General features: G+C 62.6%; 20 protein-coding genes and 1 pseudogene. 7 read left to right on the top strand and 14 right to left on the bottom strand.

What is annotated here, in order from left to right:
- Positions 1–26: 26 nt before the first annotated feature.
- A complete protein-coding gene (locus SH412_RS11750; protein ID WP_336523707.1) occupies positions 27–1,700 on the bottom strand; it encodes a hypothetical protein in 1,674 nt (557 codons plus the stop codon).
- Between the two features lie 120 nt (positions 1,701–1,820).
- A complete protein-coding gene (locus tag SH412_RS11745) occupies positions 1,821–2,588 on the bottom strand; it encodes a glycosyltransferase family 2 protein (RefSeq protein WP_336523706.1) in 768 nt (255 codons plus the stop codon).
- A gap of 453 nt (positions 2,589–3,041) precedes the next feature.
- Here SH412_RS11745 and SH412_RS11740 point away from each other — a divergent pair, with 453 nt between their 5' ends.
- The 3 genes from SH412_RS11740 (at position 3,042) to SH412_RS11730 (ending at position 6,028) form a co-directional block, all read left to right on the top strand.
- Positions 3,042–3,560, top strand: a complete 519-nt coding sequence (locus SH412_RS11740) for a UvrB/UvrC motif-containing protein (protein ID WP_336523705.1) — start codon at positions 3,042–3,044, stop codon at positions 3,558–3,560.
- Positions 3,561–3,612: 52 nt separating this feature from the next.
- Positions 3,613–4,680 carry a protein arginine kinase gene (locus tag SH412_RS11735; protein ID WP_336523704.1) on the top strand — a complete coding sequence of 356 codons (1,068 nt, stop codon included), beginning with the start codon at positions 3,613–3,615 and terminating at the stop codon, positions 4,678–4,680.
- Positions 4,681–4,837: 157 nt separating this feature from the next.
- Complete coding sequence (locus tag SH412_RS11730; RefSeq protein WP_336523703.1) at positions 4,838–6,028, top strand: sulfotransferase family protein; 1,191 nt, start codon at positions 4,838–4,840, stop codon at positions 6,026–6,028.
- Positions 6,029–6,038: 10 nt separating this feature from the next.
- Here the strand turns inward: SH412_RS11730 and SH412_RS11725 are convergent, their stop codons facing one another.
- The 4 genes from SH412_RS11725 to SH412_RS11710 all read right to left on the bottom strand — a co-directional run bounded on the left by SH412_RS11725 (position 6,039) and on the right by SH412_RS11710 (position 11,873).
- On the bottom strand, positions 6,039–6,479 hold the full coding sequence (locus SH412_RS11725; protein WP_336523702.1) for a hypothetical protein: 441 nt from the start codon (positions 6,477–6,479) through the stop codon (positions 6,039–6,041).
- Between the two features lie 102 nt (positions 6,480–6,581).
- Entirely contained in the window at positions 6,582–8,444 is a 1,863-nt protein-coding gene (locus SH412_RS11720) for a CRTAC1 family protein (protein WP_336523701.1), read from the bottom strand.
- Positions 8,441–11,341 (bottom strand): multiheme c-type cytochrome, encoded by a 2,901-nt coding sequence (locus tag SH412_RS11715; protein ID WP_336523700.1) that lies wholly within the window; start codon positions 11,339–11,341, stop codon positions 8,441–8,443. Before SH412_RS11715 ends, SH412_RS11720 begins: the two co-directional genes overlap by 4 nt.
- 145 nt (positions 11,342–11,486) lie before the next feature.
- Positions 11,487–11,873, bottom strand: coding sequence for a hypothetical protein (locus SH412_RS11710; RefSeq protein ID WP_336523699.1), 387 nt, complete (start codon positions 11,871–11,873; stop codon positions 11,487–11,489).
- Between the two features lie 886 nt (positions 11,874–12,759).
- Between SH412_RS11710 and SH412_RS11705 the strand changes: the two genes are divergently transcribed.
- Entirely contained in the window at positions 12,760–13,794 is a 1,035-nt protein-coding gene (locus SH412_RS11705; RefSeq protein ID WP_336523698.1) for a DUF1559 family PulG-like putative transporter, read from the top strand.
- 50 nt (positions 13,795–13,844) lie between these two features.
- Here the strand turns inward: SH412_RS11705 and SH412_RS28595 are convergent, their stop codons facing one another.
- The 6 genes and pseudogenes from SH412_RS28595 to SH412_RS11680 form a co-directional block, all read right to left on the bottom strand.
- Positions 13,845–13,967, bottom strand: coding sequence for an addiction module protein (locus tag SH412_RS28595; RefSeq protein ID WP_419555804.1), 123 nt, complete (start codon positions 13,965–13,967; stop codon positions 13,845–13,847).
- Between the two features lie 9 nt (positions 13,968–13,976).
- Positions 13,977–14,171: pseudogene (locus SH412_RS28590) on the bottom strand (DUF433 domain-containing protein); the annotation flags it as partial.
- A gap of 10 nt (positions 14,172–14,181) precedes the next feature.
- Positions 14,182–15,843 carry a glycine--tRNA ligase gene (locus tag SH412_RS11695; protein ID WP_336523696.1) on the bottom strand — a complete coding sequence of 554 codons (1,662 nt, stop codon included), beginning with the start codon at positions 15,841–15,843 and terminating at the stop codon, positions 14,182–14,184.
- A 109-nt stretch (positions 15,844–15,952) separates the two neighbouring features.
- Positions 15,953–16,678, bottom strand: a complete 726-nt coding sequence (locus SH412_RS11690) for a 2-phosphosulfolactate phosphatase (RefSeq protein WP_336523695.1) — start codon at positions 16,676–16,678, stop codon at positions 15,953–15,955.
- 172 nt (positions 16,679–16,850) lie between these two features.
- Positions 16,851–17,822, bottom strand: a complete 972-nt coding sequence (locus SH412_RS11685) for a hypothetical protein (protein WP_336523694.1) — start codon at positions 17,820–17,822, stop codon at positions 16,851–16,853.
- Between the two features lie 132 nt (positions 17,823–17,954).
- Positions 17,955–18,548: a hypothetical protein gene (locus tag SH412_RS11680; protein WP_336523693.1), complete on the bottom strand. Its 594-nt coding sequence runs from the start codon at positions 18,546–18,548 to the stop codon at positions 17,955–17,957.
- Positions 18,549–18,651: 103 nt separating this feature from the next.
- Here SH412_RS11680 and SH412_RS11675 point away from each other — a divergent pair, with 103 nt between their 5' ends.
- The 3 genes from SH412_RS11675 to SH412_RS11665 all read left to right on the top strand — a co-directional run bounded on the left by SH412_RS11675 (position 18,652) and on the right by SH412_RS11665 (position 22,986).
- Positions 18,652–19,539 (top strand): ABC transporter ATP-binding protein, encoded by an 888-nt coding sequence (locus tag SH412_RS11675; protein WP_336523692.1) that lies wholly within the window; start codon positions 18,652–18,654, stop codon positions 19,537–19,539.
- The gene (locus SH412_RS11670; protein ID WP_336523691.1) at positions 19,536–20,795 is read left to right on the top strand and encodes a hypothetical protein; all 1,260 of its coding nucleotides are present in this window, start codon (positions 19,536–19,538) and stop codon (positions 20,793–20,795) included. The genes SH412_RS11675 and SH412_RS11670 overlap by 4 nt, the downstream gene beginning before the upstream one ends.
- Positions 20,796–20,946: 151 nt before the next feature.
- Positions 20,947–22,986, top strand: a complete 2,040-nt coding sequence (locus SH412_RS11665) for an ATP-binding protein (RefSeq protein ID WP_336523690.1) — start codon at positions 20,947–20,949, stop codon at positions 22,984–22,986.
- A 173-nt stretch (positions 22,987–23,159) separates the two neighbouring features.
- Here SH412_RS11665 and SH412_RS11660 read toward each other — a convergent pair whose 3' ends face one another.
- Together SH412_RS11660 and SH412_RS11655 are read right to left on the bottom strand one after the other, a co-directional pair.
- A complete protein-coding gene (locus SH412_RS11660; RefSeq protein WP_336523689.1) occupies positions 23,160–23,708 on the bottom strand; it encodes a Uma2 family endonuclease in 549 nt (182 codons plus the stop codon).
- A 130-nt stretch (positions 23,709–23,838) separates the two neighbouring features.
- The gene (locus tag SH412_RS11655) at positions 23,839–24,384 is read right to left on the bottom strand and encodes a Uma2 family endonuclease (RefSeq protein ID WP_336523688.1); all 546 of its coding nucleotides are present in this window, start codon (positions 24,382–24,384) and stop codon (positions 23,839–23,841) included.
- Between the last annotated feature and the right edge of the window lie 138 nt (positions 24,385–24,522).

The following is a 24,522-nucleotide window of genomic DNA, read 5'->3' as shown; positions in this document are numbered from 1 at the left end:
CTGCCGCCGGCGGATTCTGCGGCAGCTTATTGGCCGGCCGACGGCTCGTCCGCCAAGGGGCGCAGGAAGAAATCCGCCAGCATTTCCGCCGGAAACAGCCAGGACGAGTACTCGCGGCTGAACAGGACCCGCTCGGCGACCGATCGCTGACCTGCCGCAACCAGTTCGCGTTCCAGACGCTCACGATCGTCGTCGGTCAGGCCGGACAGCGCGGCCTTGATCTCGCGGAACCGTCGCAATCGCTGCCGTCCCGCAAGCAGGGAACGGCCTTGCGGCGCCGCGCCTCGTTCGGCAGCCTGTTGCTGCTCGATCAGCAGGCGTTTCTCCTGCAGCAATTCCCCAGCGACCTCGTTCGCCGGGGCATGCAGGTGCCGTTCGGGATTCTGCACGCAGTCCCGCAGAGCCTGCTTCAGTTTCCCGGCATCGATCGGCCGCCGCTCCGCACCCAGCGGCAGATGCAGCGTGCCGGTGACGACCGCCAGTTCGGGCGTCGGCGCTCCGAGCAGCTCGCCGAAGAGCTGGTCGGTCATCTCGTCGTACTTGGCGCCGCCGATTCCATGGACGAACAAATCCGCCAGACACAGCCGGGCAAACAGCGTCGTCGTCAGCGCCCGGGTCCGCAGTTTCAGGCCGCGTCCGGACCAGGCCCCCAGGGCTTCGGCCGCCTTCTCGCCGTGAGGATCGCCCGCCAGCGACCAGGCATCCACAATTTCGTCCCGCAGGCGCAGTTCGAGCTGATCGCGCCGCTGCCGCACGAACAGTCGTTCGCGCCGCACTGCGCCTGTCTTCCAGATCCAGAACGGGGCTTCGATCCAGTCGTCCTCTTCCGCCAGATCCGGAACCGGATGCGAGCGACTTCGGATCCGGTTGATCCGCCGATATTCGTGCAGGACCGAGTTGTACGCCGCCCGCCACGGGCCGGCTCGCCGGACCGCGGTCACGGCGAAACGCCGGAACGCCAGCGATTCGCAGAGTTGCGACAGCGGCAGCTCCAGGTTCCGGGCTCCCCAGGCCCGTTCCCGGCGGATGCGCAAGCCGGCAAAGATCTCGTCCAGTCGCTTCGCGCGTCCCTGTTGAGATTGTGCCAGCGCGCCCGGCCAGTCCGCAGTCAGCAGCGGTTCGATGCCCCACGCCGACATCGCCTGCCCGGCCCGGTCTCCGAAGGTCTTCAGCAGCTCCGGATCGCCGACGATCGCGTCTTCCCACGGAAGGAGCGGCTGGTCCGCATCGAACGGCAGACGCGCGAAGTGCGGAGCGTGCAGGCTGCCGGCCGGCACCGCGATCGAAGTCGCCGGCATCTGGTCGTTGTCGACGATCAGGTTCAGTCCCGTGCCGCCGGCCCGCTGACCGAGCTGATGGACTGCAAAGTTTTTCAGCCAGACGCCCGTGTGAAAGAGCTCGGGCTGGTGACCGCCCGTCAGCAGCGGAGCCTCTGGATCCGGAGATCCGACCGATTGGCCGAAGATCTCCGCCGTCCAGGACTCCGCAAGGCCCAGCAACTCCTTCCGGGCTTCCTGGCGAAACTGCGCCAGCCGCATCCCGGCGATGGTCGCCTGAGACTCCCGCAGCGCCTGACGATTGCGCGCCGTCGCAGCGATGATCTGCGCAAAGCCAGGCGCAATCAGCCGTTCACCGTGTGCTCGCGGCGCGCGAAACCTCCGCGGTTGCCACGTTCGAACTCCGGGAGAATCCTGCGTCACTCGTCGCACCCTGGGCCATCTGCAACCGGGGGCCGTCCCGAGTTCGCCATCCCTGCAGAACGGCCCCGCTGAGGGCGCCGTTCCATCGCTCCATCTCTCCCGGCAGCGTCCGCCGAAGTCTCAGCGCGCCCTGGCGACCAGGATGCCGGAATCCCCGCAACTGGCCGTCACCGGCAACTGCTGCGCGGCCACTTCGCGACCCAGGATATCGAAATAATACTTCCGCCGCTGCTCTCCGTCGTCGAGAGCCCCGCCGAACGAACGCTTCTCGTCCAGGTACACCAGCGGCACCGGGAACTCTTCAATCCTGAGACCCAGCGCGGCGGCCTGCACCCACAACTGCAGCGGCATCCCGTAGCTCAGCTCTGTGATGTGAAACCGGTCCAGAGCCGCCACCCGGTAGGCTTTGAAGCCGCAGAACGCATCCGTCAGCTTCCAGCCGAACTTGCAGTTCAGCCACGCGGTGATCTCTTCGTTGATCCGCTTCCGCTCCGCCGGCGCCTGGCTGTCTCCCTGGAACCGCTTCACATAGCGGCTGCCGGAGACCAGATCGAGCGGATGCTCGGCGGTTGCGTCGAGCGCCGCCACGATTTCCGGGATCAGCGACGGCTCGTGCTGCCCATCGCAGTCGATCGTCACGAGAGCGTCGTAGCCCTCTTCGATGGCGAATTCGAATGCGGTCCGGAGCGCCGCGCCATAGCCCTGATTGACTTCGTGCGTCAGGACGCGCACGTCCATCTCGCGCGACAGCAGTTCGGGAGTCCGATCCGTTGAACCGTCATCGACGACCAGTATGTCGCCCGCATACTTTCGAACCTCAGCGAGGACCTCCTGGACGTGAAGCTCTTCGTTGAAAACTGGCAGAGCCGTCAGGAATCGGGAAACCATAGTCGATCCTCCTGGTCGGTTGCGGCAGAGACTCCGAAGACGGGTGCGAAGGGTTCGCGATCCGGAGCTGCAGGACCGCCCCATTCTAGACCGGGAGGTTCCGCTGTCAACGTGCCGATATTTCGTCTCTGTTCGTCCTGAATTCTCCGAAGTCGTTATGTGAAGGTGGTTTGGGAGGGCTGGGAGTTCCGTTTGGATTCCGTCGACGGGAGAGGGCGATTCGGCGGGACAGCAGCGTCGAAAACTCGCGCGGTGCAGCCGCGAATGTGTTTGCAGCGGGGGGCGTCGCCCGGCATCTTTTCCTCGCAGAATCGCTTTTCGCGCCCGCGCGACCGGAGATGAGGGAACCTTGACACAAAGTCGCTTCCCGCTAGAATTCCCCATCATCGCAACCTGCAAAAACGTAAGCACTTCGGACGTTGTGGACGCGATGCGGAGAGGGAGGACGCGGGCATGAAAAAGTGTGGTCGATGCGACAAGCCTGCCGTTCTGCACATCACCGAATTGCAGCACGGCGAGGTGAAGGGGCTGCTCCATCTCTGTGAGACGTGTGCGAAAGAATATCTGAGCCACGGTCAGGGCTCCGCGCCCGAAGCAGGGCTCGCAGAGGCCGAACTCCCCGAAGGCGAAGAGCCGCTCGAAGATCTCGATCAGCACGTCTGTCCCAGTTGCGGAATCACCTTCAAGGAGTTTCGCAGTCAGGGGCGGCTCGGATGTCCGAATGACTACATCGCCTTTCAGGATGAGCTCCTGCCGCTGCTGGAAAATATCCACGGCGAGACGCAGCATGTCGGCAAGGTGCCCAAGCGGGCGCCGCACGCCAGCCAGAAGCAGTATCAGTTGATCCGGCTGCGCAACCAGTTGCGAGCCGCAATCGACGAAGAAATGTACGAAGAAGCGGCGCGATTGCGGGACCAGATTTCGGTGATCGAACGCGAGATCACTCCCAGCCAGGCGGCCAGCGACGCTTAACAGGCCGCCGGGCGGGCTTCGACGACGCAGAATTTTGCAAAGGAGCGGGATTGTGGACGTCGAGTCCCTGACACAGACGAGCGGCGAATGGCTGCGCGGAACGGGACCCGAATCCGACATTGTGATGTCCAGCCGCATTCGACTGGCTCGCAATCTGGCCAGCTTCCCGTTCCCCAACCGGGCCGACGACGCCGCGCGCGCCGAAGTCGAACTGCTCCTGCGCGGCCGCCTCACGGATCGCCCCGCCGGGCGTCGCCTCAACTACCTGTCGCTGACGGGGCTCGAAACCCTCGACCGTCAGTTTCTCGTCGAGCGACAGCTCATCAGTCGCGAACACTCCGACGAACGCACTCATCGCGGCGTCGCCGTCAGCGATGAAGAAAATGTCAGCGTGATGGTCAACGAGGAAGACCACCTGCGGATGCAGGTTCTCCGCAGCGGCTTGGCGCTCGACGAATGCTGGCAGGAAATCGACCGGCTCGACGACGCCCTCGAAGCCGACGTGACCTACGCCTTCAGCGAACAACTCGGCTATCTGACGGCCTGCCCCACCAACTGCGGCACCGGCATCCGCGTCAGCGTCCTGCTGCATCTTCCCGCGCTGGTCATCACCAAGGAAATCAGCAAAGTTTTTCAGGCGCTGCAGAAAATCGGCCTCGCGGTCCGCGGCCTCTACGGCGAAGGCAGCCAGGCCATGGGCGACTTCTACCAGATCTCGAATCAGGTCACGCTGGGCAAGAGCGAAGAGCAACTGATCGCAACCGTCAAGGACGTGATTCCGAACATCCTGTCCTACGAACGCCGTGTCCGTCAGGCGCTGGTCAAGGAAAACCGACAGGGGCTCCACGACCAGGTCTCCCGCGCGTACGGAATTCTCCGCAATGCGCAGACGATCAGTTCCGAAGAGACCATGCATCTGCTGTCGAGCGTCCGCCTGGGGGTCAATCTCGGGCTGATCGACGACCTTGAGATGCAGAACGTCAACGAGCTGTTCATTCAGACCCAGCCCGCCCATCTGCAGAAAATCCGCCACCAGCGGCTGGAATCGGCCGAAAGAAATGTCATGCGTGCGGCCTTCATCCGCCAGCGCCTGACCGAGGAGTCGACTGGACCGGAGTAATTCCGGACCGATCGCACTTCGATCCCCGATTTCTTGGTTTTTCGGCCTGCTGGACGGGTCGAATTCCCGACATAATAGAAGTGAGTCCGGAGGAACCGCCCCGTTGAGTGGTGAGGCTGCACAGAATAGACGTGAGTTTGCCGGGAATGTGAGCTGGATGAGTGCGACTGAGACGATCACCGAAACCGTGAAGCGAGGCGCCGCGCGGGGGGAGGCTCCGGCGAAGACGTCTCAGACCCCCCAGGGGCTCTTCTGCATGTGGCATGGCCTCTCCTTCGGCCGCTGGATGCAGTTGCTGGGCCAGCATCCGCCGCTGTCGTGGCGAAAGGCGCTGCGCATCGGATCGATTACCGGCCTGAGCGCCCTCAACTCATCGTCAAACCTCCTCGAACAACTGCTCTACGGCCGGAAGATCGCCCGGACTCGCATCGAACACCCTCCCGTATTCATCCTCGGGCACTGGCGCAGCGGCACGACGCTGCTGCACAACCTGATGACGCTCGATCCGCAGTTCACCTATCCCAATCTCTATCAGACGCTGTTTCCGCAGAACTTCCTCCTGACGGAGACCGTCGTCTCGACCCTCACCGGACCGCTGATTCCCAAAACCCGCCCGATGGACAACGTCGCCGCCGGCTGGAAGCTGCCGCAGGAGGACGAAGTCGCTCTGCTGCTGATGACGCTCCTCTCCCCCTACCTGCTGCTCGCCTACAACACGGACCGGGCGAAAACGGACCCGTATCTCGAACTGAGCGAGATCCCGCCCCACGAGCTTGACCTCTGGAAGCGGATGTTCCTCTACTTCCTCAAAAAGTTGACGATCAAGGCGGACAAGCCGATCGTCCTCAAATCCCCCAGCCACACGTTTCGCGTCCCACTGCTCCTGGAGCTCTTCCCCGACGCGAAATTCGTCTACATCCGTCGCGACCCCTACGCAGTCTATAAGTCGTCGGTCCACCTGCGGCGAACGCTGTTTCACGAAAACGCGCTGGCAGTTCCCGACGAGTCTCACATCGAGCAGGACGCGCTCGACTGGATGGAACACTGTCTGCGCCGCTACGAATCGACCAAGCATCTGATTCCGCCGGGGAATTTGCACGAGCTCCGGTTCGAGGACCTCGAAGCCGACCCCGTCGGCGAAATGCACCGCCTGTACGACGGGCTCTCGTTCTCCGGCTGGGAAGGGGTCGAACCCGCCATCCGAGCCCAGCTCCCCGAACTGCAGAGCTACAAAAAGAACAAGTTCTCATCGCTCCCCCCCGATGTCCGCCAGCGGGTCTACCAGAGGCTCCGCTTCGCCTTCGAAGAATACGACTACCCCGATCAGCTCGGCGAAGAAGCGGCCTGAGTCGGACGGATCACTCGTGCGCCGATTCCCCCTCCTGTTCGCGCCGGTAGCGCTCGATCTCTTCTTCGAGTTTCCGCCGCTCGCGGTTCAAGTGGCCGTCGATCATCCGCGAATGAACCGCCGTCGCCAGCATGTCCCCCAGCGCCAGCAGAACGACCCAGCAGATCAGCAGCAGCACCGCCAGCCAGTACCCCAGGAACAGCAGCAGCCGCTTCTGAAACAGCGGCCGCCAGACGCCGATCGGCAGCATCACGCCAATCACCGCCAGCAGCACGCTCACCTGCAGCCGGCGCCGCAGCGTGTGCCACGAGTGCCGGGCCGCCTCGGCGTCATCAGCGAACTCGTCGCGGTCGCGGCGCCACGCTCGCCATTGATGGACCGCCAGTCCCATCGCCACCGCGACCACCAGCCCCCCGAAAACCAGCTCCGGAATGATCTCGCCCAACTGCACGTCTGCGGCCTCGGGAAATGCTCGATCGGCGCGTCCGAGTCCCCCGAAGTCGCGGGGACCGGAACACGATAACAGATCGGCGCAGCCGCTGCAGGCCTCCCTTCAGCGCGGAGCCGCCGCCACGGAACCCTCCGGCTGCGCGATCTCGACCTGTCGGTCCGTCGGCAGATCCTTGTGCAGCGACGTCCGTCCGTCGGGCCAGACGATCCGGAGCTGCTCGACGCGATCCGCCGTCCCGAGTCCGAACGTCACGACGGGCTCCACCTGCGACAGGTAACTCCGCGTCGGCATCACCTGGGCGAATTCCTTGCGCTCGGCGAGCTGCAGTTCCAGTTGCGCCCCGATCGCGTCCCGGTTGCAGGTGGCGCCGCGCAACTTGACCCGCAGCCAGTGGTTCTCGAGCCGCTGATCGTTCCGCAGCAGCCGGGGAGATCCGCCGGAAGACCCGAACAGAAGATCCAGGTCGCCGTCGCCGTCGACATCCGCAAACGCCGCGCCCCGCCCGACCATCCGCCGGTACGCATCTTCGGTCGTCTTGTCCGGAGGAATCGGCACGAACTCGGTCGACTGCTCCGGCCCGCAGTTCCAGAAGAAGTGCGGCGGTTGTTCGTAGAACTGGCTCGGCTGAACCTTGTTGATGTCTTCCTCCAGATGCCCGTTCGCCGAGACGAGGTCCAGCCGCCCGTCGAGATCGAGGTCGCAGAACACCGTGCCGAAAGTCAGTTCCAGCCGCGTCTGCGGTCCCAGCCCCGTCGAAATTGCCTCGTCGGTAAACTGCAGCGTCGGCTCGCTGGAGACATACAGGGCCGACATCTCATTCGCAAAGTTGCCGATCGCAATCCCGATCTCCGCCGAATTGCGGAAATGAGCCGTGTCGAGTCCCATCGCACCGCGGGCGTTGCCGTCGTTGTCGAACGCCACGCCGCACAGCGTCGCGCATTCCTCGAACGTGCCGTCCTTCCGGTTATGAAACAAAAAGTTCTGCACGGTGTCGTTCGCGACCATCACATCCAGCCAGCCATCCGCATCAAAGTCTGCAAATGTCACTCCCAGCGACTTCCCCGCCGGGACGCCGGTGGACGGATTCTTGACGTGCAGTCCCGCGGCCTCGCCCACCTCCGCGAACTTGCCCCCCCCGTCATTGCGATAGAGGTACGGAAACGTCCCGGGAAAATTCTGCGGCCGGCCATACGCCCGCCCGCCCCCGGTGAGCTGAAAGTCCTGGGACGCGTCGAACTCGCGCGTCCATCTCACGTAATTCACCACGAACAGGTCGAGATCTCCGTCGCGGTCGTAGTCGAACCAGCCGCAGCTCGTGCTCCACTGGGCAGGATCGCCCGCCAGCCCCGCGTCTCCCGTGACCTCGACATACTTGCCGCCGTCGTTGCGGAACAGGTGATTCGTTCCTACCGCCGAGAAGAACAGATCCGGGTCGCCATCGTTGTCATAATCCCCCACAGCCACCCCCTGCCCGTAGAACGTCACCGCCAGCCCGGCCTCCTGCGTGGCGTCGGCAAAGTTCCCCTGGCCGTCGTTGCGAAACAGCCCCATCGTCGGAGGCGCGGCTGGAGCCGGTCGTTCGTCCCACGGCCAGCGGCTGGAGTTCACCAGCAGAATGTCCGCGTCGTCGTCGCCGTCGAAATCCAGGAAGGCGACGCCCCCTCCCATCGTCTCCGGCAGCAGCTTTTCGCCCGCCGCGCCATTCTCGAACTTCCAGACGAGTCCGGAAGACTCCGTAACGTCCGTAAATGGCAGACGGGGAACCTCGACGCCCGCCGTCTCGCGAACTTCCGGGGCCACGGCCGGCGCCGCCAGCTCGAATTCCGGGGCGGGCCGCAGCAGCCACACGGCGGCCGCGATCAGTCCGATCGTGGCCGCCCCCGTCAGCACGATGCCCGACCAGATCAGCGCCTGGCCGATCACGGCATCGTCCCGTTCTTCCTCTTCGAGCGGTTCGCCGGTCATCGAACGCCTCCGTTCTGTGCGGTCTTACCTGTATTGAGTGCGGCCGGCTGAGCGGCCAGTCCCGGAGCACCGTCGCGATGCAGCGGATAGATCACTACCGCCTCCGCGGCATGATTCGCCGCCGGATACTTCTGGCGGGCGAGCGCAAACGCCCGATCCCGGGCGTTGTCGTCCGGCTTATACTTCGCATGCAGCGCGCGGTGCTCGGCGGACTTCTCCGCATTCCCCAGCGCCGCATACAGTAACTGCAGTTGATAGTGGGCCGTCACGTTCTCGGAATCGAGCGCCAGCGTCTTCTGGAACTGTTCCGCCGCCGCGTTCAGCAACTTGTCCTTGTCGCTCTTCCGGCTCACATCCCGCAGTTGCTTGGCTTGTTCAAACAGCGTCTGCCCCAGCAGGTTGATCACCTCGTAATCCTTGCTGAAATCGAACCCCCGTTTCTCCATCTCGGGCGTGCGGTCTTCCAGCACCTTCCGGAAATTCTGCTCGGCCTCCTTCAGCCGACCCTGCTGCAGATTGACCAGCCCCGACAGCCAGGCCAGCGTCCAGGGAGGCGCCGCAGGTTCCGTGAACGCCGCCGCCCGGATCACCGCCGCGGTCGCGTCGTCCAGCCGCCCTTCCTGGAAATAGACCCGCCCCAGGTTCAGCGGCCCGTCGAACCGTTTGAGCTTTTCCACCTCCAGAAACGCCTGCTCCGCCTGCCGCAACTCGGCCCTCCCCTTCAGCAGCAGGCCGATCCCGTAATCATTCCATCGCTGCCACAGCGGGAATTCGACCTTCGGATTTTCCGCCGCAGTCGTCACCCCCTTCACCGGAAACGTGACGCGGTCCTCGGCGAGCGTGATGACCGGCAACGTGTTCAAGTACGGCTTTCCGGGTTCGTAGCCCCGGATCGGCTTGTCCCCCGGTTTCGCGTTCTTCGTCACAAAATCCATGTACGGCTTGTCGAACTTGCGATACTGCAGCTTCACTTCGACCGTCACCGGTCCGTCGAGCTGCTCCGGCAACTGCAGCCCGTAATGGACCGTCTGGCCCGCTCCCGGCGGGATCTGGTTGTTATAGAGCGGAACGAAAATGTCCTGCGGGTTCCTCCGGTCGATCCGGTTCCCGTCCTTATCGAGCATGAACACGTTCACGAAATGCGACCAGGGATCGACTTCGCTCTCCGCACTGATCCCCCCGTTGCGACCGATCACCGTGCCGTTGCTGGTCACGGTGACGTCCATCCAGACTTCATTGGAATCGGCAGTTCCCTGTGTAAAGAGATGTCCCATCTTCAGCGTGCGGATCACCGTCTCCAGCAAGTACGCCTTCCCCGGTTCCAGCTCCGGAACGTCCGGCCGCAGCGGTGCATGCAGTTCCCCGTCGATCCCTCCCCCGTCGCGCACCCCGAAAATGTCGACTCGCAGTTTCCCCTTCAGGAAGTCCGTATGGACCTTCTCCGCGTCCCCGGCTTCCTTCAGCCAGGCCAGCCCGGTATTCGCCCCCGGAAACATGTGATTGTGAATGCTGGCCTTCTCGGCCCCCGCAAAGAACTGCGCCCCGAAGTCCTTCGAAGGCTGCAACGGCATATGACAGTCCGCGCAGTTCTTCGCCGCCTTTTCCGGATAGTAAAAGCTCCGCGCCCCGTGACCCGACACGCCGCTCAGCAGATACGGATCGTAGTGATTCTGCCCGCGGAGGAATTCCTTGTAGTGCGTCAGCTCGTACGGCAGATGCACTTTGTGGCACGTCGAGCAGAACTCCGCCGACTTGTGAAAATCCTTCAGGAACGTCTTCTTGTGAACTTCCGGCTTCGCCTTCACAAGCTGATTGTTGATCCACTGCAGCAGCGGATTCTCGCTGTAGGCGAACGGGTAGTGCTCGGGCTCCTCGATCGTAAAGTCCGCATTGCCCCGCGTGCTGTTGCAGTTCGTGATCGAGTGGCACGCCGTGCACGTGATCCCCGCCTGCGACGTCGGGTGATTCACGTCGTCGAACTTCGGATCGTCGAACGCCCCCGAGAAGAACGGCACCGGATCGTGACACCCCGCGCACCACCGCGACGCCTGCACGTTCCCGTCCCGTTTCAGCGACACCTCGCGCGTCTCCCGCACGCTCGCCAGGTAGGCCGGATTGTTGAACGAGCTCAAATGGTGCGAACTGTGAAACCACCCCTTATAGGCGTCCTGATGGCACTTCAGGCAATAATCGTCGTTCATCAGCGCCTTGGCCGGAATGAATCCCCCCGTCGCCGTCCGGGCCAGCGACGGCGAAAAGTACTTCTCGCCGCTCGCAGGTCCCACCTGATACCACTTTCGCGGGTCCTGGTTGTGCATCATCAGCATCCCCCCCACGACCACCGCCACCGCCCCGGCATAGCCGACCCCCAGCCGCCACTGGATCCGCTTGCCCGCCAGCCGGTGCAGCACGTACAGCCACACGCACGCGATCGGCGAAATCACATGCAGCCAGTACGTCACCGATCGCGCCGTCGGGTTCTTCAGGTCAAACAGCCCCGGCACCCGGAACAGCAGCAGCCCGCTGAACAGCAGCACCAGCGAGCCGATCATCAGGGCGTAGCCGACCCGCACCGCCCGCCGGTTCTTCCGCAGCCGGGTATTCAGCAGGTGGATCGCCAGAAACGCGAGAAACGGCACCACCAGCAGCAGTCCGACCCCCAGGTGAATCAGAATCATCCACAGATAAAACCAGTTCTTGTGATCGATCCCGGTCGACCAGTCGAGCACCGTCACGCTCGACAGATACACCGAATTCGCCCCCAGCAGCGCCAGCACCCCGAACAGGCACCACATCAGAATCTTGAGCCGCGGACCCACCGCGGGGATCAGCACGCGACGCGGCGGGGCAACTCTCGGCGGACCGCCGGCGGATGCGGCGGGGAGTTCGGAGGACATTGAGCGGCTCCTCAGACGGAAGCGGAGTCTCCGGCCGCGCAGACGGGATCCGGAGAAAGAATAGAGACCGCGCCCGGTCAGCGTTCGCAACCGGCGCGCACCAGCAGTGTCCGGAAACTGCAGCATCCCGCCGCAGTCCGTCTGCTCAGCACGGCGGCCGTTCCAGCGCCTCTACGAAGCCCGGCAAGGCCTGCACCGTCTCGCCGTGGCGTCGCCACGCACTCAAGCTGGCCTGGGCGGTATCGTTCGACGGGCTCACGGCGGCCACGAACTGCTCTCGCGGCAGTTCGATCCGCGGCAAACCCTGCGGTAGTGGCAGCGGAGCCGCAGGTCGTTCCTGGCAGTGCGGACCGTTGCAGCGCGTCGACGGACTGGAATCCGCGTCCGTGGGAGAAATCCTCCAGCCGTCGCGAAAGGAGACCGGAGACTGCAGGTGGTCCCCGCAACTGGCCCGGGCCTCGTTGCTGAACAGCCCCAGCCCGCAGACGCACGCCGCCAGCACCGCGCAGGCGCGGATCAATGCGGCAGTCATGGCGGAAACACGGGAGTTCATGCGGCAGCCAGAGCAGAATATTCGCCGGAGTCGGTGCAGATGCTGTCCCGGCAGTATAGACCCCGCCGTGAAACGCCGTCAATTGCGTGTGTTGTGAGCGCAGCGAATAGGGAAAAGCGAATAGGGAGTAGCCAGAGGAAGAAGGCTGATCGCGAATCGCGGATCGCATATCGCCAGAACAGGATCTCTGCGCCGTCGCTCTGCAAAGAGACCCGTCAGGGGCGATCCAATGTCGTCCAGCGGCGTAAGCCCTGGGTGTGACCTTCTTGTCTGGCTATTCGCTATTCGCTCATCTTCCCTCCGCGAAAAATCTTCCGCAGTTTTCGATTTTTCCCCGAATCTGCTCTTGCACACCGCCCGTACCAGTGTGAGCGTGTCCTCTGGTCGGGCGGATCGGTGCAAATGGTACCACGTCGGCGGGCGACCGCCGGCGCTCTGAGAGCCGAACCCTCGACCCGGGCCTGATCAGGGCCCGCTTGACGGCCCTGCTGCAAAGCAGGGACCGGGGAGCGCACCTCACGTGCGCACAACCTCGACGTCGAGTTTCCAATGCGTTTGCACGGGCGAAAGCCCGTTCCTGATCGCAGCCAGTTCAGGAGGGCTGGGGCGGAGTCGACAGCCCGCCCCAGCCCGATCTGGACTCGGTCAATCCGATTTCAATCGCAAAGCGAGCTCATCAAGTCGCGCACAGCGTCGACGTGCGCGCCGTCTTCTCCGTCCATTTTGCACTTTGCATTTTTCACTTTTCATTTTGCACTGGCATCGGACGCACGCCCGGCCGCTCCCCGCCGCCGCTCCGAAACCGCCGCCCGCTCCGGCTATACTGCATCGAAGCCACTCACGCCCCGCACCGAGGAGTCCCGCCATGACCTCAAGGCTTTACGCCCGTCCGCCGCGCGGCATGACGCTGGTCCAACTCCTCGTGATTCTGGTCATCCTCGCCGTACTCATCGGCCTGCTCCTTCCCGCGATCCAGCAGGCCCGCGAAGCCGCCCGACGGACGCAGTGCAAAAACAACCTCAAACACTTTGGTCTGGCGCTGCACAACTACTACGACACCTTCAAGCGGTTCCCTCCTGGCTACGTCATTAACCCGAATGGAGTGTATCTGGGTTGGAGCTGGGGCGTATTTGCCTTGCCGTACATTGACGCCAATCCGATCTACAATCGGGTTGCGATGACCTTTGACGACGGATTGCAGCAGCATCCTCGCAGCGAAGTCTATGGTGTCTCGTACCTCCGGTGTCCGACCAACAGCAGTTCGCAGACAGTGTCCGATGTCCTGGTCGTGACGTCACCTGTCGCGGATGGCATCGTCACTCCAGCGACGCTGCATGTCCAGAATGTCTTTGGCCGGTCCCACTACTTCGGCGTCGCCGGCTATCTGCAGGCCGAAGTCGGCGGCATCGCACCGGACGCCAGCGGCGAACCGACATCTCTCGAACCGCACCTCAACGCGGGCAGCCTCGGCAACCACGGCACGACCTTCGATCCCACCCAGCGCTACTGCGATTCGAAGAACTTCCGCGGAATGTTCGGGCAGAATACTTCTACAAAGCAGTACAGAATCATTGATGGGCTCGCTGCCACACTGATGGTCGGCGAACGCAATACCCCCGTGGCCGACGGCCCCGGTTCCGTCGGCCACGGCATCTGGGTCGGTGTTCCCGACTGCAGTTCCGCCGCCGGGCTGTCCATGGCCCTCGGCGACACCGCCGTCCGCCTGAATGCGGGAGCGAAAACACGAGCCCAGACGACCGGCTTCGGCAGCGCCCACACCGGCGGCGCCCACTTTACCTTGGCCGACGGCTCCGTCCGCTTCCTCAGCGACGCCATCGACATCCAGCTCTACCGGGATCTGTCGACGATCGACGACGGGCGGAAATATGAGGGGTTCTGAGGGGCTACGATTAGCGATAGCGGCGGTTGGTGAATTGCGATCAGCTCAATTCATCGCGGGCCTAGCAGTCGTGCGCGAAGCTCCTCCCACGGAACGCCGGCAGACGGATTCTCGTCCGCCTCGGCAAGCCGATGCGCCAGTTCCACTCGGTGGTGATCGAGAATGGATGCCACCTCGAACTTGCCGTATTCAATGCAGGCCCGGATGTCCTCGGCCATCAGGCCGGGATAGTTCGCCAGAATGTCCCGTTCGGACACGCCGTCGGCCAGCAGATCCAGAATCAGCGAGACCCAGATCCGATGCCCGCGGACGCACGGCTTGCCGCCGCAGATCTGCGGGTCAATCGAAATCCGTCGCAGCAATTCGGCTCGCGTCATGTCGCTCCCCCTACTGCTCCATCCGCCCCCGAATATGCTCTACCAGCTCCGTCACCGGCACTCGGATCTGCTCGAGCGTGTCCCGGTCCCGCACGGTCACCGTTCCCGCCGTCATCGTGTCCCCGTCGACGGTAATGCAGAACGGCGTGCCGATTTCGTCCATTCGCCGGTACCGCCGGCCAATCGCCCCCTGCTGATCGTAGGCCACCGCGATCCCTGCCTTTTTGAAGGCCCGATAGATCTCCCCGGCCTTCTCCGGCATGCCGTCCTTCTTGATCAGCGGAAAAACCGCCACCTTGATCGGCGCCAGCTTCGGATGGAACCGCAGCACCACGCGGGTCTGCAGTTCCCCCTTGTCGTCCGGGGCCGTGTCCTCGTGATAGGCCTCGCACAGGAACGCCAGCGTCGCCCGGTCGCAGCCGGCCGCCGGCTCGATCACGTGCGGCAGGAACCGCTCGCGCGTCTGGTCGTCGAAGTACGTCAGATCCTTGCCGCTCCCGGCATACTTCGGCTTGCCGTCCGGTCCCTTCTCGACGACCAGCTTGCCGTCCTCCTTGCACTGCTTCCCCTCCATGTGCGACTTCAGATCGAAATCGCCCCGGTGGGCCACCCCTTCCAGCTCGCCGTACTCGCCGGCGTCCAGGAACGGGAAGGCATACTCCAGATCGGCCGTGCCGACGGAGTAGTGAGCCAGCTCTTCCTTCGTATGCTCGCGGAGAATCAGGTTCTCCTTCGAAATCCCCAGCTTCACGAACCACTCGTACCGGCGGTCGCGCCAGTACTGGTACCACTGCAGCGACTCGCCCGGATGACAGAAGAACTCCATCTCCATCTGTTCGAACTCGCGCGAGCGGAACGTGAAGTTCCGCGGCGTAATCTCGTTCCGGAAGCTCTTGCCGATCTGCGCAATCCCGAACGGCACCTTGACCCGCGAGCTGTCGCACACATTCTTGAAGTTGACGAACATCCCCTGGGCCGTCTCCGGCCGCAGAAACGCCCTGTTCTCGTCCGACTGCAAAGCCCCGGTATACGTCTCGAACATCAAATTGAAGTCGCGCGGCTCGGTCAGCGTGCCGACCGTCTCCACATCCGGCGCCAGCACCTTCGCCCGCTCGTCCGGCGTCAGATCCAGAAACTTGCGAGGGTGAGTACCGACAACCAGCTTATCCCGTCCGAACGCCTTCTCCAGGCGTTTGACGAACCCCTTCTTCTCCGTCTGAGGGAGGAATTCCTCGACCGTCTCGGTCGTGGAGACGAACCCCAGGCAAGTCTTCACGTCGAGATCGTCTTCCCCGTCGAATTCTTCGCCGTGGATCGGAAAGCAGTTCAGGTGGTCCGCCCGGAAGCGGGCTTTTTTCTCCCGACAGTCGACCAGCTTGTCCGCGAACAGGTCGAAGTGCCCCGAGACCTTCCAGACCTGCGGATGCATGATGATCGACGTCTCGACGCCGACCATGTCGAACGGCTGCGGCGCCCCTTCCGGAGCGGTCAGCTCGTCGTGCTCGGTGATCATGTCCGCCCACCAGGCGTTGCGGACATTGCGCTTCAGTTCCACGCCCAGCGGACCGTAATCCCAGAAGCCGTTGATGCCCCCGTAGATCTCGGAAGACTGGTAAATGAACCCGCGCCGCTTGGCGAGCGCGACGATCTTGTCCATGCGGTTTTCGGCCATGAGTCTCGTCGTTCGTGGTAAGAGAGGCGGTACTCGGAATGTTTCAACTCAGACCCGCGAACCTGTCGCCAGGTTCACGGGAACGGATGTTGTCGATCATCGCCGGGCGTCAGTGGATCTCGCCGGTCGATGCATTGTACTCGGGAACGATGCCGAAGAGATCACACTCGGCGGCCCGCTCGATCTGGTCGTCAAAACCCAGTCGCCGGCAGTTGCGGCCGCCGTACCCCTGCCGCAGGGCCTGCAGCAGACCGTCCGGCCGGGCGACCCGCCGGCGGTAGTGATCGAGGGCCAGTTGCAACTGATCGTCGCCCCAGGCCGCGTCGGGCAGACCGCAGCGTTCCAGCAGCCGGCCGACAATCGCCCCGGCGCACAGGGCGTCTTCCAGCGTGACTTTGCCCTTGGTTCCGGCGCAGACCAGATGGACCGGCCTGTCTTCCTGGGCCAGATCGTCGACGACCGCCTGCAGGTTCACAAAACTGCCGATCAGCACCCGGTCGGCCCGGTCGGACCGCAGCAGCGCCCGCGTCCCGTTCGTCGTTGTAAAGACGATTGTCCGTCCCTTGACCAGTTCGGGCGTATACGCGAAAGGGCTGTTATCGAGATCGAACCCCTCGATCTGCAGTCCCTCCCGTTCGCCCCCGAGCAGCACGGAGCCGACCGGCAGCCCCCCCGCTACCCGGCGGGCCTCGGCGACTTCCCCGGTGGGAATCACCCGGGCCGCTCCGTGGGCCAGCGCATGAACGATCGTGGTCGAGGCCCGCAGGATGTCCAGAATCACGGCGACTCCGCCGCGGAACTCCTCGGGCTCAAACAGGTTGGGCAGTAAATGCACATGGACGTCGTGAATCATGCGACGATGATAGGAGACGGCGGCAGATGGGGGAAGGGAAGACGAGGGGGAGTCGAGAGCCGGACGAAGAGGGCTGATCGCTTATCGCCGATCGCGAATCGCCAGAATGGTGCCGATCCACTTTCAACGGACAACGGACAACGGACAACGGACGTCACTCCGCATCCCTGTTGATTGCCGCCAGTTCCACCAGCAGCGCTTCCAGCTTCGCGAAATAGTCCGCTTCCGTCAGCGCCTCCTTTTCGTCGCGGAGGGCGATCACGGCCAGTTCGAGGTCGTTGCGACGCTGTTTCTGGGATTCCGTCAGACCGGCGTCGGTCGGGCTCGGGACCAGATGCCACTGATGAGCACGCATGCCGTCGAGCTTCTGGCCGCCGGTCGCCGTCTCCAGCGGTTTCAGGCCGCGGAAGGCGTCGTGCCGCGTTCCCTGCTTGTCGCCGTTATCGTCCAGCAGGCAATGCTCGGTCGCCAGCAGCCCCTGCGACTTATACCACTCCGTCGTCTTGCGCCCGGCGGCCAGATACGCCTCCCACAGCGACGTCTGCCGGTCCTTGTCGAGATCCGCGGTCGGATCGGCGATCGACTTCGAGAGCCAGTCCCCGAAGTGCGAAAAATTCTGCTCGCTGCCGCTCTTCGTCGCCACGAGAACCACCCGATCCGGCCCGGACAGCGTGATCAGAAACGGTCCGCTCGCCGCAAAGCAGCAGACCACGGCGACCGGTCGCTGAACGGGTTTCAGCCATTCCGCCAGCTCGGCATCGGAGACGTCCGGGCCGCGCAGGTTGAACCGGGCCGTTCGACGATCGAATGTGCCGTGCCCGATCAGGATCAACCAGAGGGGCTCAGGCGACTCGCCCGCCAGGGCCTGCAGCTCATCGTGCAGCCGTTCCCGATCCGACTTCTCAGGATTGTCATCGAGTCCGAGGACTTTCGACGGCGTTTCGGAAAAGAGCGTGGCGTTCTTCCAGCGCTGAGTCCATTCCTTGAACATCGCCCCGTACTTCGTTTCCGCCGGCGCACCGACAACGATCAGCACCCGTCCCGCAGCCTGCGAAACGGAATTGCCGGCCAACCCGAACAGCAGGGCGGAAACGAGGCACAGACCAATCCGGCGGGATGCATTCATCCCGGTAGCCTAGCGACTGACGGCCGGGTTCGAAAAGTGTCTGCTGCAAGATGTAGGGTGAGTCGAGTCTTCGAGGCTCACCGAAACGTGTGATGCCGGAGGTGAGCCTCGTGGACTCGACTCACCCTACGATTACTGCAATGCCTGCTTCGCAGCACTCGCCGTCTCGATCTCGGCGACCCGGTCGAGGACATACTCCGTTCCGTCGTCAGCCGCCTTGATCTTGAGCTGATTCGGCCCGGCTTCAAGGATCATGTAGCGGAATTTGTCGCCGAAGACCGCCGCAGCCGATCGGGTTTTCTCCTCCGGACGACCGCCGATCATTTTCAGATCCAGGCCTCCGTCGGACCAGGTCCAGGCCAGGTCGAACTCCAGCCGACGGCCGTAAATCAGGCGGCCCAGCGTGTCCAGTTCGAGGGTCATCACCCCTGTGCCGTCGGCGTGAAATCGAAAAGTGCGCGTCCCGTGAAACGCATCGGTCCAGGCCCCGAACAGCTCGGTCGGTGGACCGGGGGGAGTCTCGGGGACGTCCGGGATCTCAATGGGATCAACCGCGGCTTCCGAGGCCGGTGCAATCACCGCGACCGAAATTCCGTCGGCTCCGCTGAGCGCCGTCGCGGACCAGCTCCGCCAGCCGACGTATACCCCGAGCGCCAGCGTTGTCCCCAGAATCCAGGCCAGCCGCCGGGCGTCAGGCCGTCGCAGATGAAGTATCTTCCGTCCCATCGGTCGAATCCGTCCCGCCGTTTCTGCGCCTCTGTCCGGCCCGCCTCAATCATTATCGACCGCCTGGTCATGCAGGGTCAATCTGCGTTGACCGGCTCAGTGAATGAGTACCCGTTCGACGGCGGGCGGGTGTCACGCCGGGATGGAACGCGATACCATTTTTGTGATCCAGATCCCGGCGCAGTCCGTTCGGACGTTTCACGAGGCCTGCATGATCGAGCTGCAGAACATCACCCAGCACTACGGCGTCCGGCCGATCCTGAAGGATCTCTCGCTGGAGATTCCGCCGGGGCAGGTGGTGGCGATCGTCGGCCCGAACGGCATGGGCAAGTCGACGCTGCTGGGGGTCATCGCCGGGACGCTCACGCCTCAGAAAGGGCACGTCTTGATCGGCGGACTTCGCCGGCGGGCGAGCGTCGATGACGAACTGGCCATCCGTCGGCAGGCGGTCTATCTCCCCGATCGCCCGTGGCTGCCGGGCAGCCGAACGGGACGCGAGTATCTGCTGGCGGTCGGTCGCCTCTATGGCGTCGATGACGACCGGCTGATGGAGCACGTCGACCGGCTGCTGGAAGTCTTCGAAATCAAGGCCATTGCCGATTCGCCGATCCGTTCCTATTCGAACGGCCAGCAGAAAAAGACCGCCCTGGCCGGCGTCCTGGCCACTGAAGCCCCCACTCTGCTGCTCGACGAACCGTTCGGCGGCGGACTCGATCCGAGCGGAATTCTCGTCCTGAAGCACATCCTGCGGCATCGCGTGGTTCACGAAAAGAAGACCGTGATCATGACCACGCCGGTCCCCGAACTGCTCGACGAGCTGGCCGACCGGATCATCATCCTGAAGCAGGGCGCCGTGATCGCGGACGGCTCGCCGATGGGCTTGCGAAGACAGCTCGGCGTCAACGGCCCGCTCGACGAAGTCCTGGCCCGGCTGCTCCATCCGCAATCGCTGGAACAGCTCGACGCCTACTTCCGGGACCTGCCGCGATGATCCTGCAGCACGCGTTTCTGGCGTTCCGCCTGTGGCTGAGCAAGGTCTGGCCGCCGTGGCCGTATCTGGTCGGGGCGACCATAGCCCTGGGGCTGATTGAATCCATTCATGTGTGGCAGGAAGTGCAGGCCCGTCGTTTCGGTCCGGTGGGGCTCCCGATCGGCCAGCTCCGGGACGGAATTCTGGTTGCCATGGCAATCATCTATGCGGGCTATCGCGTGGCGGCGTTTCACCCGATGCTGTTACCCGACTACCGCGAGTGGCTGATGCGGACCCCCTGGCGCTGGCCTCGTCCCCTGCCCTTTGGACCGGTGCATCTCGTCCCGCAGGACCTCTCACTCCTGGGAGTGATGATCAGCTTGCAGCAGTTCGGCGGAGTGTTCTCGCCGCATGCTTTGCCTCTGACATTCCTGGTGACTTACTCGGCGGGAATTGCCGTCGCGACGTGGCGGACGGGAGCCTGCGGCTGGGCCTATTTCGTGGCGGCTGTGCTGGGGATTCCGCTGGTGCTGTGCGCGCGACCGGTGGAAAGCCTGCTGGCAGCCCTTGCGGTGACTGTGATTGCCATCCTCGCAGCCCAGGTCACGCTGGCCCGCTTTCCGTGGTCGGGACCGGCCTGGGTCGCGCATGGCGATGCGCGCTCGATGAAAGAGGCCCAGGAGCGGAAAGTGACCGAGCTGATCGGCTGGCCCTGGAACCAGATGGCGCCGGTGTCGCCGCGGCTGCGGATACCACGTTTCGACGCCATCTGTCTCAGCCTGCTGGGCGGCTGGCTGTTCTGGGTGGCCGGCATGCTCTTCGTCGAAATGCAGCTCGGCGGGAATCGCTTCGCCAACCCGCTCAATCTGGGCTTCGCACAGTTCCTGATGTCCAAGGGAATCTTCTGGACGATGATGGTCATCGTGATCCGGCGGATCGCCATCTACATCTACGGCCGTCGTCCGCCGCTGACGCTCTTCGGCCGGATGTTCACGGGCCGCTGGATCATCCCCAGCTACGACCAGATTCTGCTCGCGCCGATCATGGTCGTGGTCCTGGCGTCGGCGGGCGGCGCGATGGTCTGGTGGCCGGGCAACCCCGCCCCGCTGGCGACGGCCGGAGTCGTCGAAGCCGTCCTGCTGCTCGTCGGTCTGACGGCCGGCCCCTCCCTGGAAGCCTGGCGTTTGACGGCTTCGCACCGGGTGGTGCCGGACATCGAGATGGAAGCCCAGGCGGCCGGCTCGACCCACCGGAAGGAGTTTGTGCAGTTGAGTTGAGGGCGGATCAAGTTCTCCAGAGCTGCTGAGTTAGCTCGTGATTGCCGTCTGTACCTGCGTTACTGTAGGATTCGAGCGTTGCCGTCGACATGTAAACATCCAGAAGTTGCCCAAGACCTGCGTTCGATTCCAGAGTGAAGAGGAATTCGAGATGGCCAACGCCAAAGCCACTCAACCCGGATTGTTTGGAGCTGAGCCATTCGCATTCGCGGATCGCTTCTTGCAGGACCACGCGGGGCAAATCATCTCGGAACCTCGCACGGCGATACTTGAGCTAATTGCAAACTCGTACGACGCAGGTTCCACGCAAATTGAGATTCATTGGCCCGACGAGCTAGGCCGAAAATTCTCGATCACCGATAACGGGATCGGCATGACGAGAATCGAGTTCGAGCGCAGATGGAGGACCCTCTGCTATGACCGTGCTATGGAGCAGGGAACCGAGGTAGTGTTTCCTAAAGGAGTGCGGGGGATCCGAAGAACCGCTTTCGGACGAAGCGGCAAAGGACGGCACGCCCCGTTTTGTTTCGCCGATTCGTACGATATTGAGACAACAAAGGATGGAAACTGTCTGTTGGCGCGGGTGGGACTTGCAGCCACGGGAACGATGCCGTTCGAGATTACTCTCCTGAAGGAATCTAAGAGTAAGAGGAACGGCACGACGATTTCGGCTCAAATAGACCGTCGCCTGCTGGACTTGGACGAACTGAGGCAATTGATTGGATCAAAGTTCATCGTAGACCCGTCGCTCGTCATCAAGGTCAATCAGCAGCAGGTTGAGTTGACGTCGCTCGACGGGGTCAGAACGACAGAGATCGAAGTGGAGAACTTCGGGACGATTTTGGTCCATTTCATTGATTCAATTGAGCATTATCGAAGCTCGCGACTCCGGGGAATCACATGGTGGGTCAACCAGCGCCGCGTGGGAGAGCCGAACTGGGATAGACTTGATGAAGAGGGTGCTTACCTTGACGGTCGTACCGAGCACGCGAAGAAGTTCAGCTTCATCGTTACCGCCAATTTCTTAACGCCGGGTGTCGACATCAAAGCCGATTGGTCGGGGTTTCACGCAAATCAGAAGACCAATGCGGTTCATGGCGCGGTGCACAGCTACGTCATTAAGGAGATTCAGTCGCAGTTGTCGACAACACGGAAGGAACGGAAGAAGAATGCAATCGAGAACAGCCGCAATTTGATGGGAGATCTGCCCTCGATTTCGAAAAGGACGATTGGGCAGTTCATTGATGAGGTTCAGGAAAAGTGTCCAACGATTTCTGATCGGGACCTAAGCCGCACTGTGCAAGTGTTGGCGAAACTCGAGCAAAGCCGGGCTGGATACGACCTGCTTACGCAACTCGCATCTTGTTCGTCGGACGATCTTGATACGTGGAATTCACTGATGCAGCAGTGGACGGCAAGCAACGCGGAGATCGTTCTGAACGAACTTGATCGGCGGCTGAAGCTCATCGAACGAATGGATCGCCTCGTCGAGAATCCGCATGCGGACGAACTTCATGATCTTCAGCCGCTGTTCGAACGCGGCTTGTGGATCTTTGGGCCTGAGTACGAAGCCGTGGACTTCCGATCCAATCGTGGACTTGCCGAGGTGATCGGCAGGTTTTTGGGTGGAGCCAACTACAAGCCACCTAAACGAAGGCCCGATTTTGTCGTACTGCCCGAGATTTCTATAGGCGCCTACTGTGCCGACGCCTACGATTCTGCCGGCGAGGTCGCTGGAATTCGAAAAGTCGCAATTCTCGAATTGAAGAAGGGTGGGTTTTGCGTTTCACAGAACGAGGCCGATCAGGCTCGCAATTACGCAAAGGAGATTCGCAAGGCCGGACGAGTCCAGCATTCAACAGAAATTGTCGCCTACGTTCTCGGTGCGACGCTCGAAGATGGCTTGGAATCTGCTGAGTACGGTGAGAACACTCATATTATTCCGATGGTTTATCAGACTGTCTTGCGGAAGGCGCACCAACGAACCTTCAATCTCCAACTGCGCCTTCAGACGTCACAGGCGACTATCACATCCGATCCCGAAGTCGATGAAGTGCTCCGCGTTGATCCCCAGAGGGAGCTATTTGGGGAGGATGCAACTCCGTCTCCCTACTTCGCCCGTGTGGCTGAGCCTATCAACGCGACTTCCTCGGTGCTGGACGGTGATTGCAGCGGCCTGGATTCAAAGTGACGTGAAGTCTCTTCGTTGGATGTTCTGTCACTGGAGTGAACAGCGAGGGCCTGTTTGCAACGCCGCTGACGCTGATTGCGCAGCGCCGCAGGATCGCGTCTAAGAGCGAGCGGGTGAGCAGCGTTTGGCATCGTCGCGTTAACTGCAGCGATGGATATGCCGCTTGGATCGTGTCACTCAAACACATCCGCGAGCCGGCAGCGGAAACCCGGTACAACGTCTTCTCCAGCGAGATACTCTTCCTCCGAAAGCGTAATTGGCGATCGGCCGGTGCGATAGATGATTGCCCTTCGCTGGGTACCGTCGACCAGCCAGACCAATTTCGTTCCGGCCGCCAGCCACAGTTTGATGTTTCGCTGGAAATCCTTTGAACCGTCGTCTGGAGCGACGATCTCGACGACGAGATCCGGCGGACCCGGAAAGAAAAATGTCGGGATGCCGGTTCGGGCGAGCAGTTCCGTCGAGAGAAACACTGCCGCTGGAGTCAGAACGGTATCGGGGTTTCGCTGGAGGATGAATCCACCGCCACTGCCGCCGACTCTCCCCAGGTTGTTTGCATCGGCGAATTCCGCCAGACGAAAAGCGATTTCGCCGGCGAGGAGTCCGTCTCGACAGCCGTAATACGGATACTCGTGAAGTTTGCCCTCAATCAGGTCTGCCCGCATCAGGTCTGGCGAGAGTTCGAACAGTTGCTCGGCGGTCATCAGCGTCGAGGTGGACATCTCGTCCTCCGGGGGAAATTGCGGCTTACCCTGCCAGCATAACACGAGGCAAACGCTGCGAATAAAGTGAATCACCGAACTGCAGACGCAGTCTCGAAGCACATCGACTGAACTCCGTCGGCAGTTCACATTACGAAAGCACATCCCCCAACCGACACCGAAACCCCGGCACGACGTCTTCGCCAGTCAGATCGTCGTTGGCGGAAATCGTGACGGAATCGAGACCCGGTCGATAGATCACTGCCGTACGTTTTCTCGGATGAATCAGCCAGACCAGACGTGCTCCAGCAGCGAGCCAGATCCGGGCCTTCTCCTCGTACTGTTTCGGGCGATCCGTGGGAGAGATCACTTCCAGCACCAGATCGGGGGCGCCGTTGTAGAACGAGCTGGGAACGCCGGTCTGCGCCAGACTCTCGCTCGAAATGAACGCACCGTCCGGAACCAGCACCGTGTCGGGCTCGCGGCGGATCACAAATCCGACTTCGGCAAAGGCACGGCCGGCGGGATTCCGCTTCAGGAAATCTCGCAATTCCGCCATCAATTCCAGGCTCACCAGTCCGTGTTCTGCTCCGCTGGGAGTCATTTCTCGCAGTTCCCCCTCGATCAGCTCGGCCCGTGGAAGGCGGGGCGAGAGTTCGAACAGTTGCTCGGCGGTCATCAGCGTCGAGGTGGACATCGCGTCCTCCGGGAGAAAAGCAGCCTGTCGACACACCATACCACGACCTGAACAGAGTGGAATCCCGGTTCAGGCGACTCACGCGCGATAAGACCGGGGCATCGCGAGGATGCTCCTGCCCCGGTCACCCGATTTGCA

The sequence above is a fragment of the Planctellipticum variicoloris genome (genome assembly GCF_030622045.1).
GTDB lineage: Bacteria > Planctomycetota > Planctomycetia > Planctomycetales > Planctomycetaceae > Planctellipticum > Planctellipticum variicoloris.
This window is presented reverse-complemented; position numbering and strand designations above follow the sequence as displayed.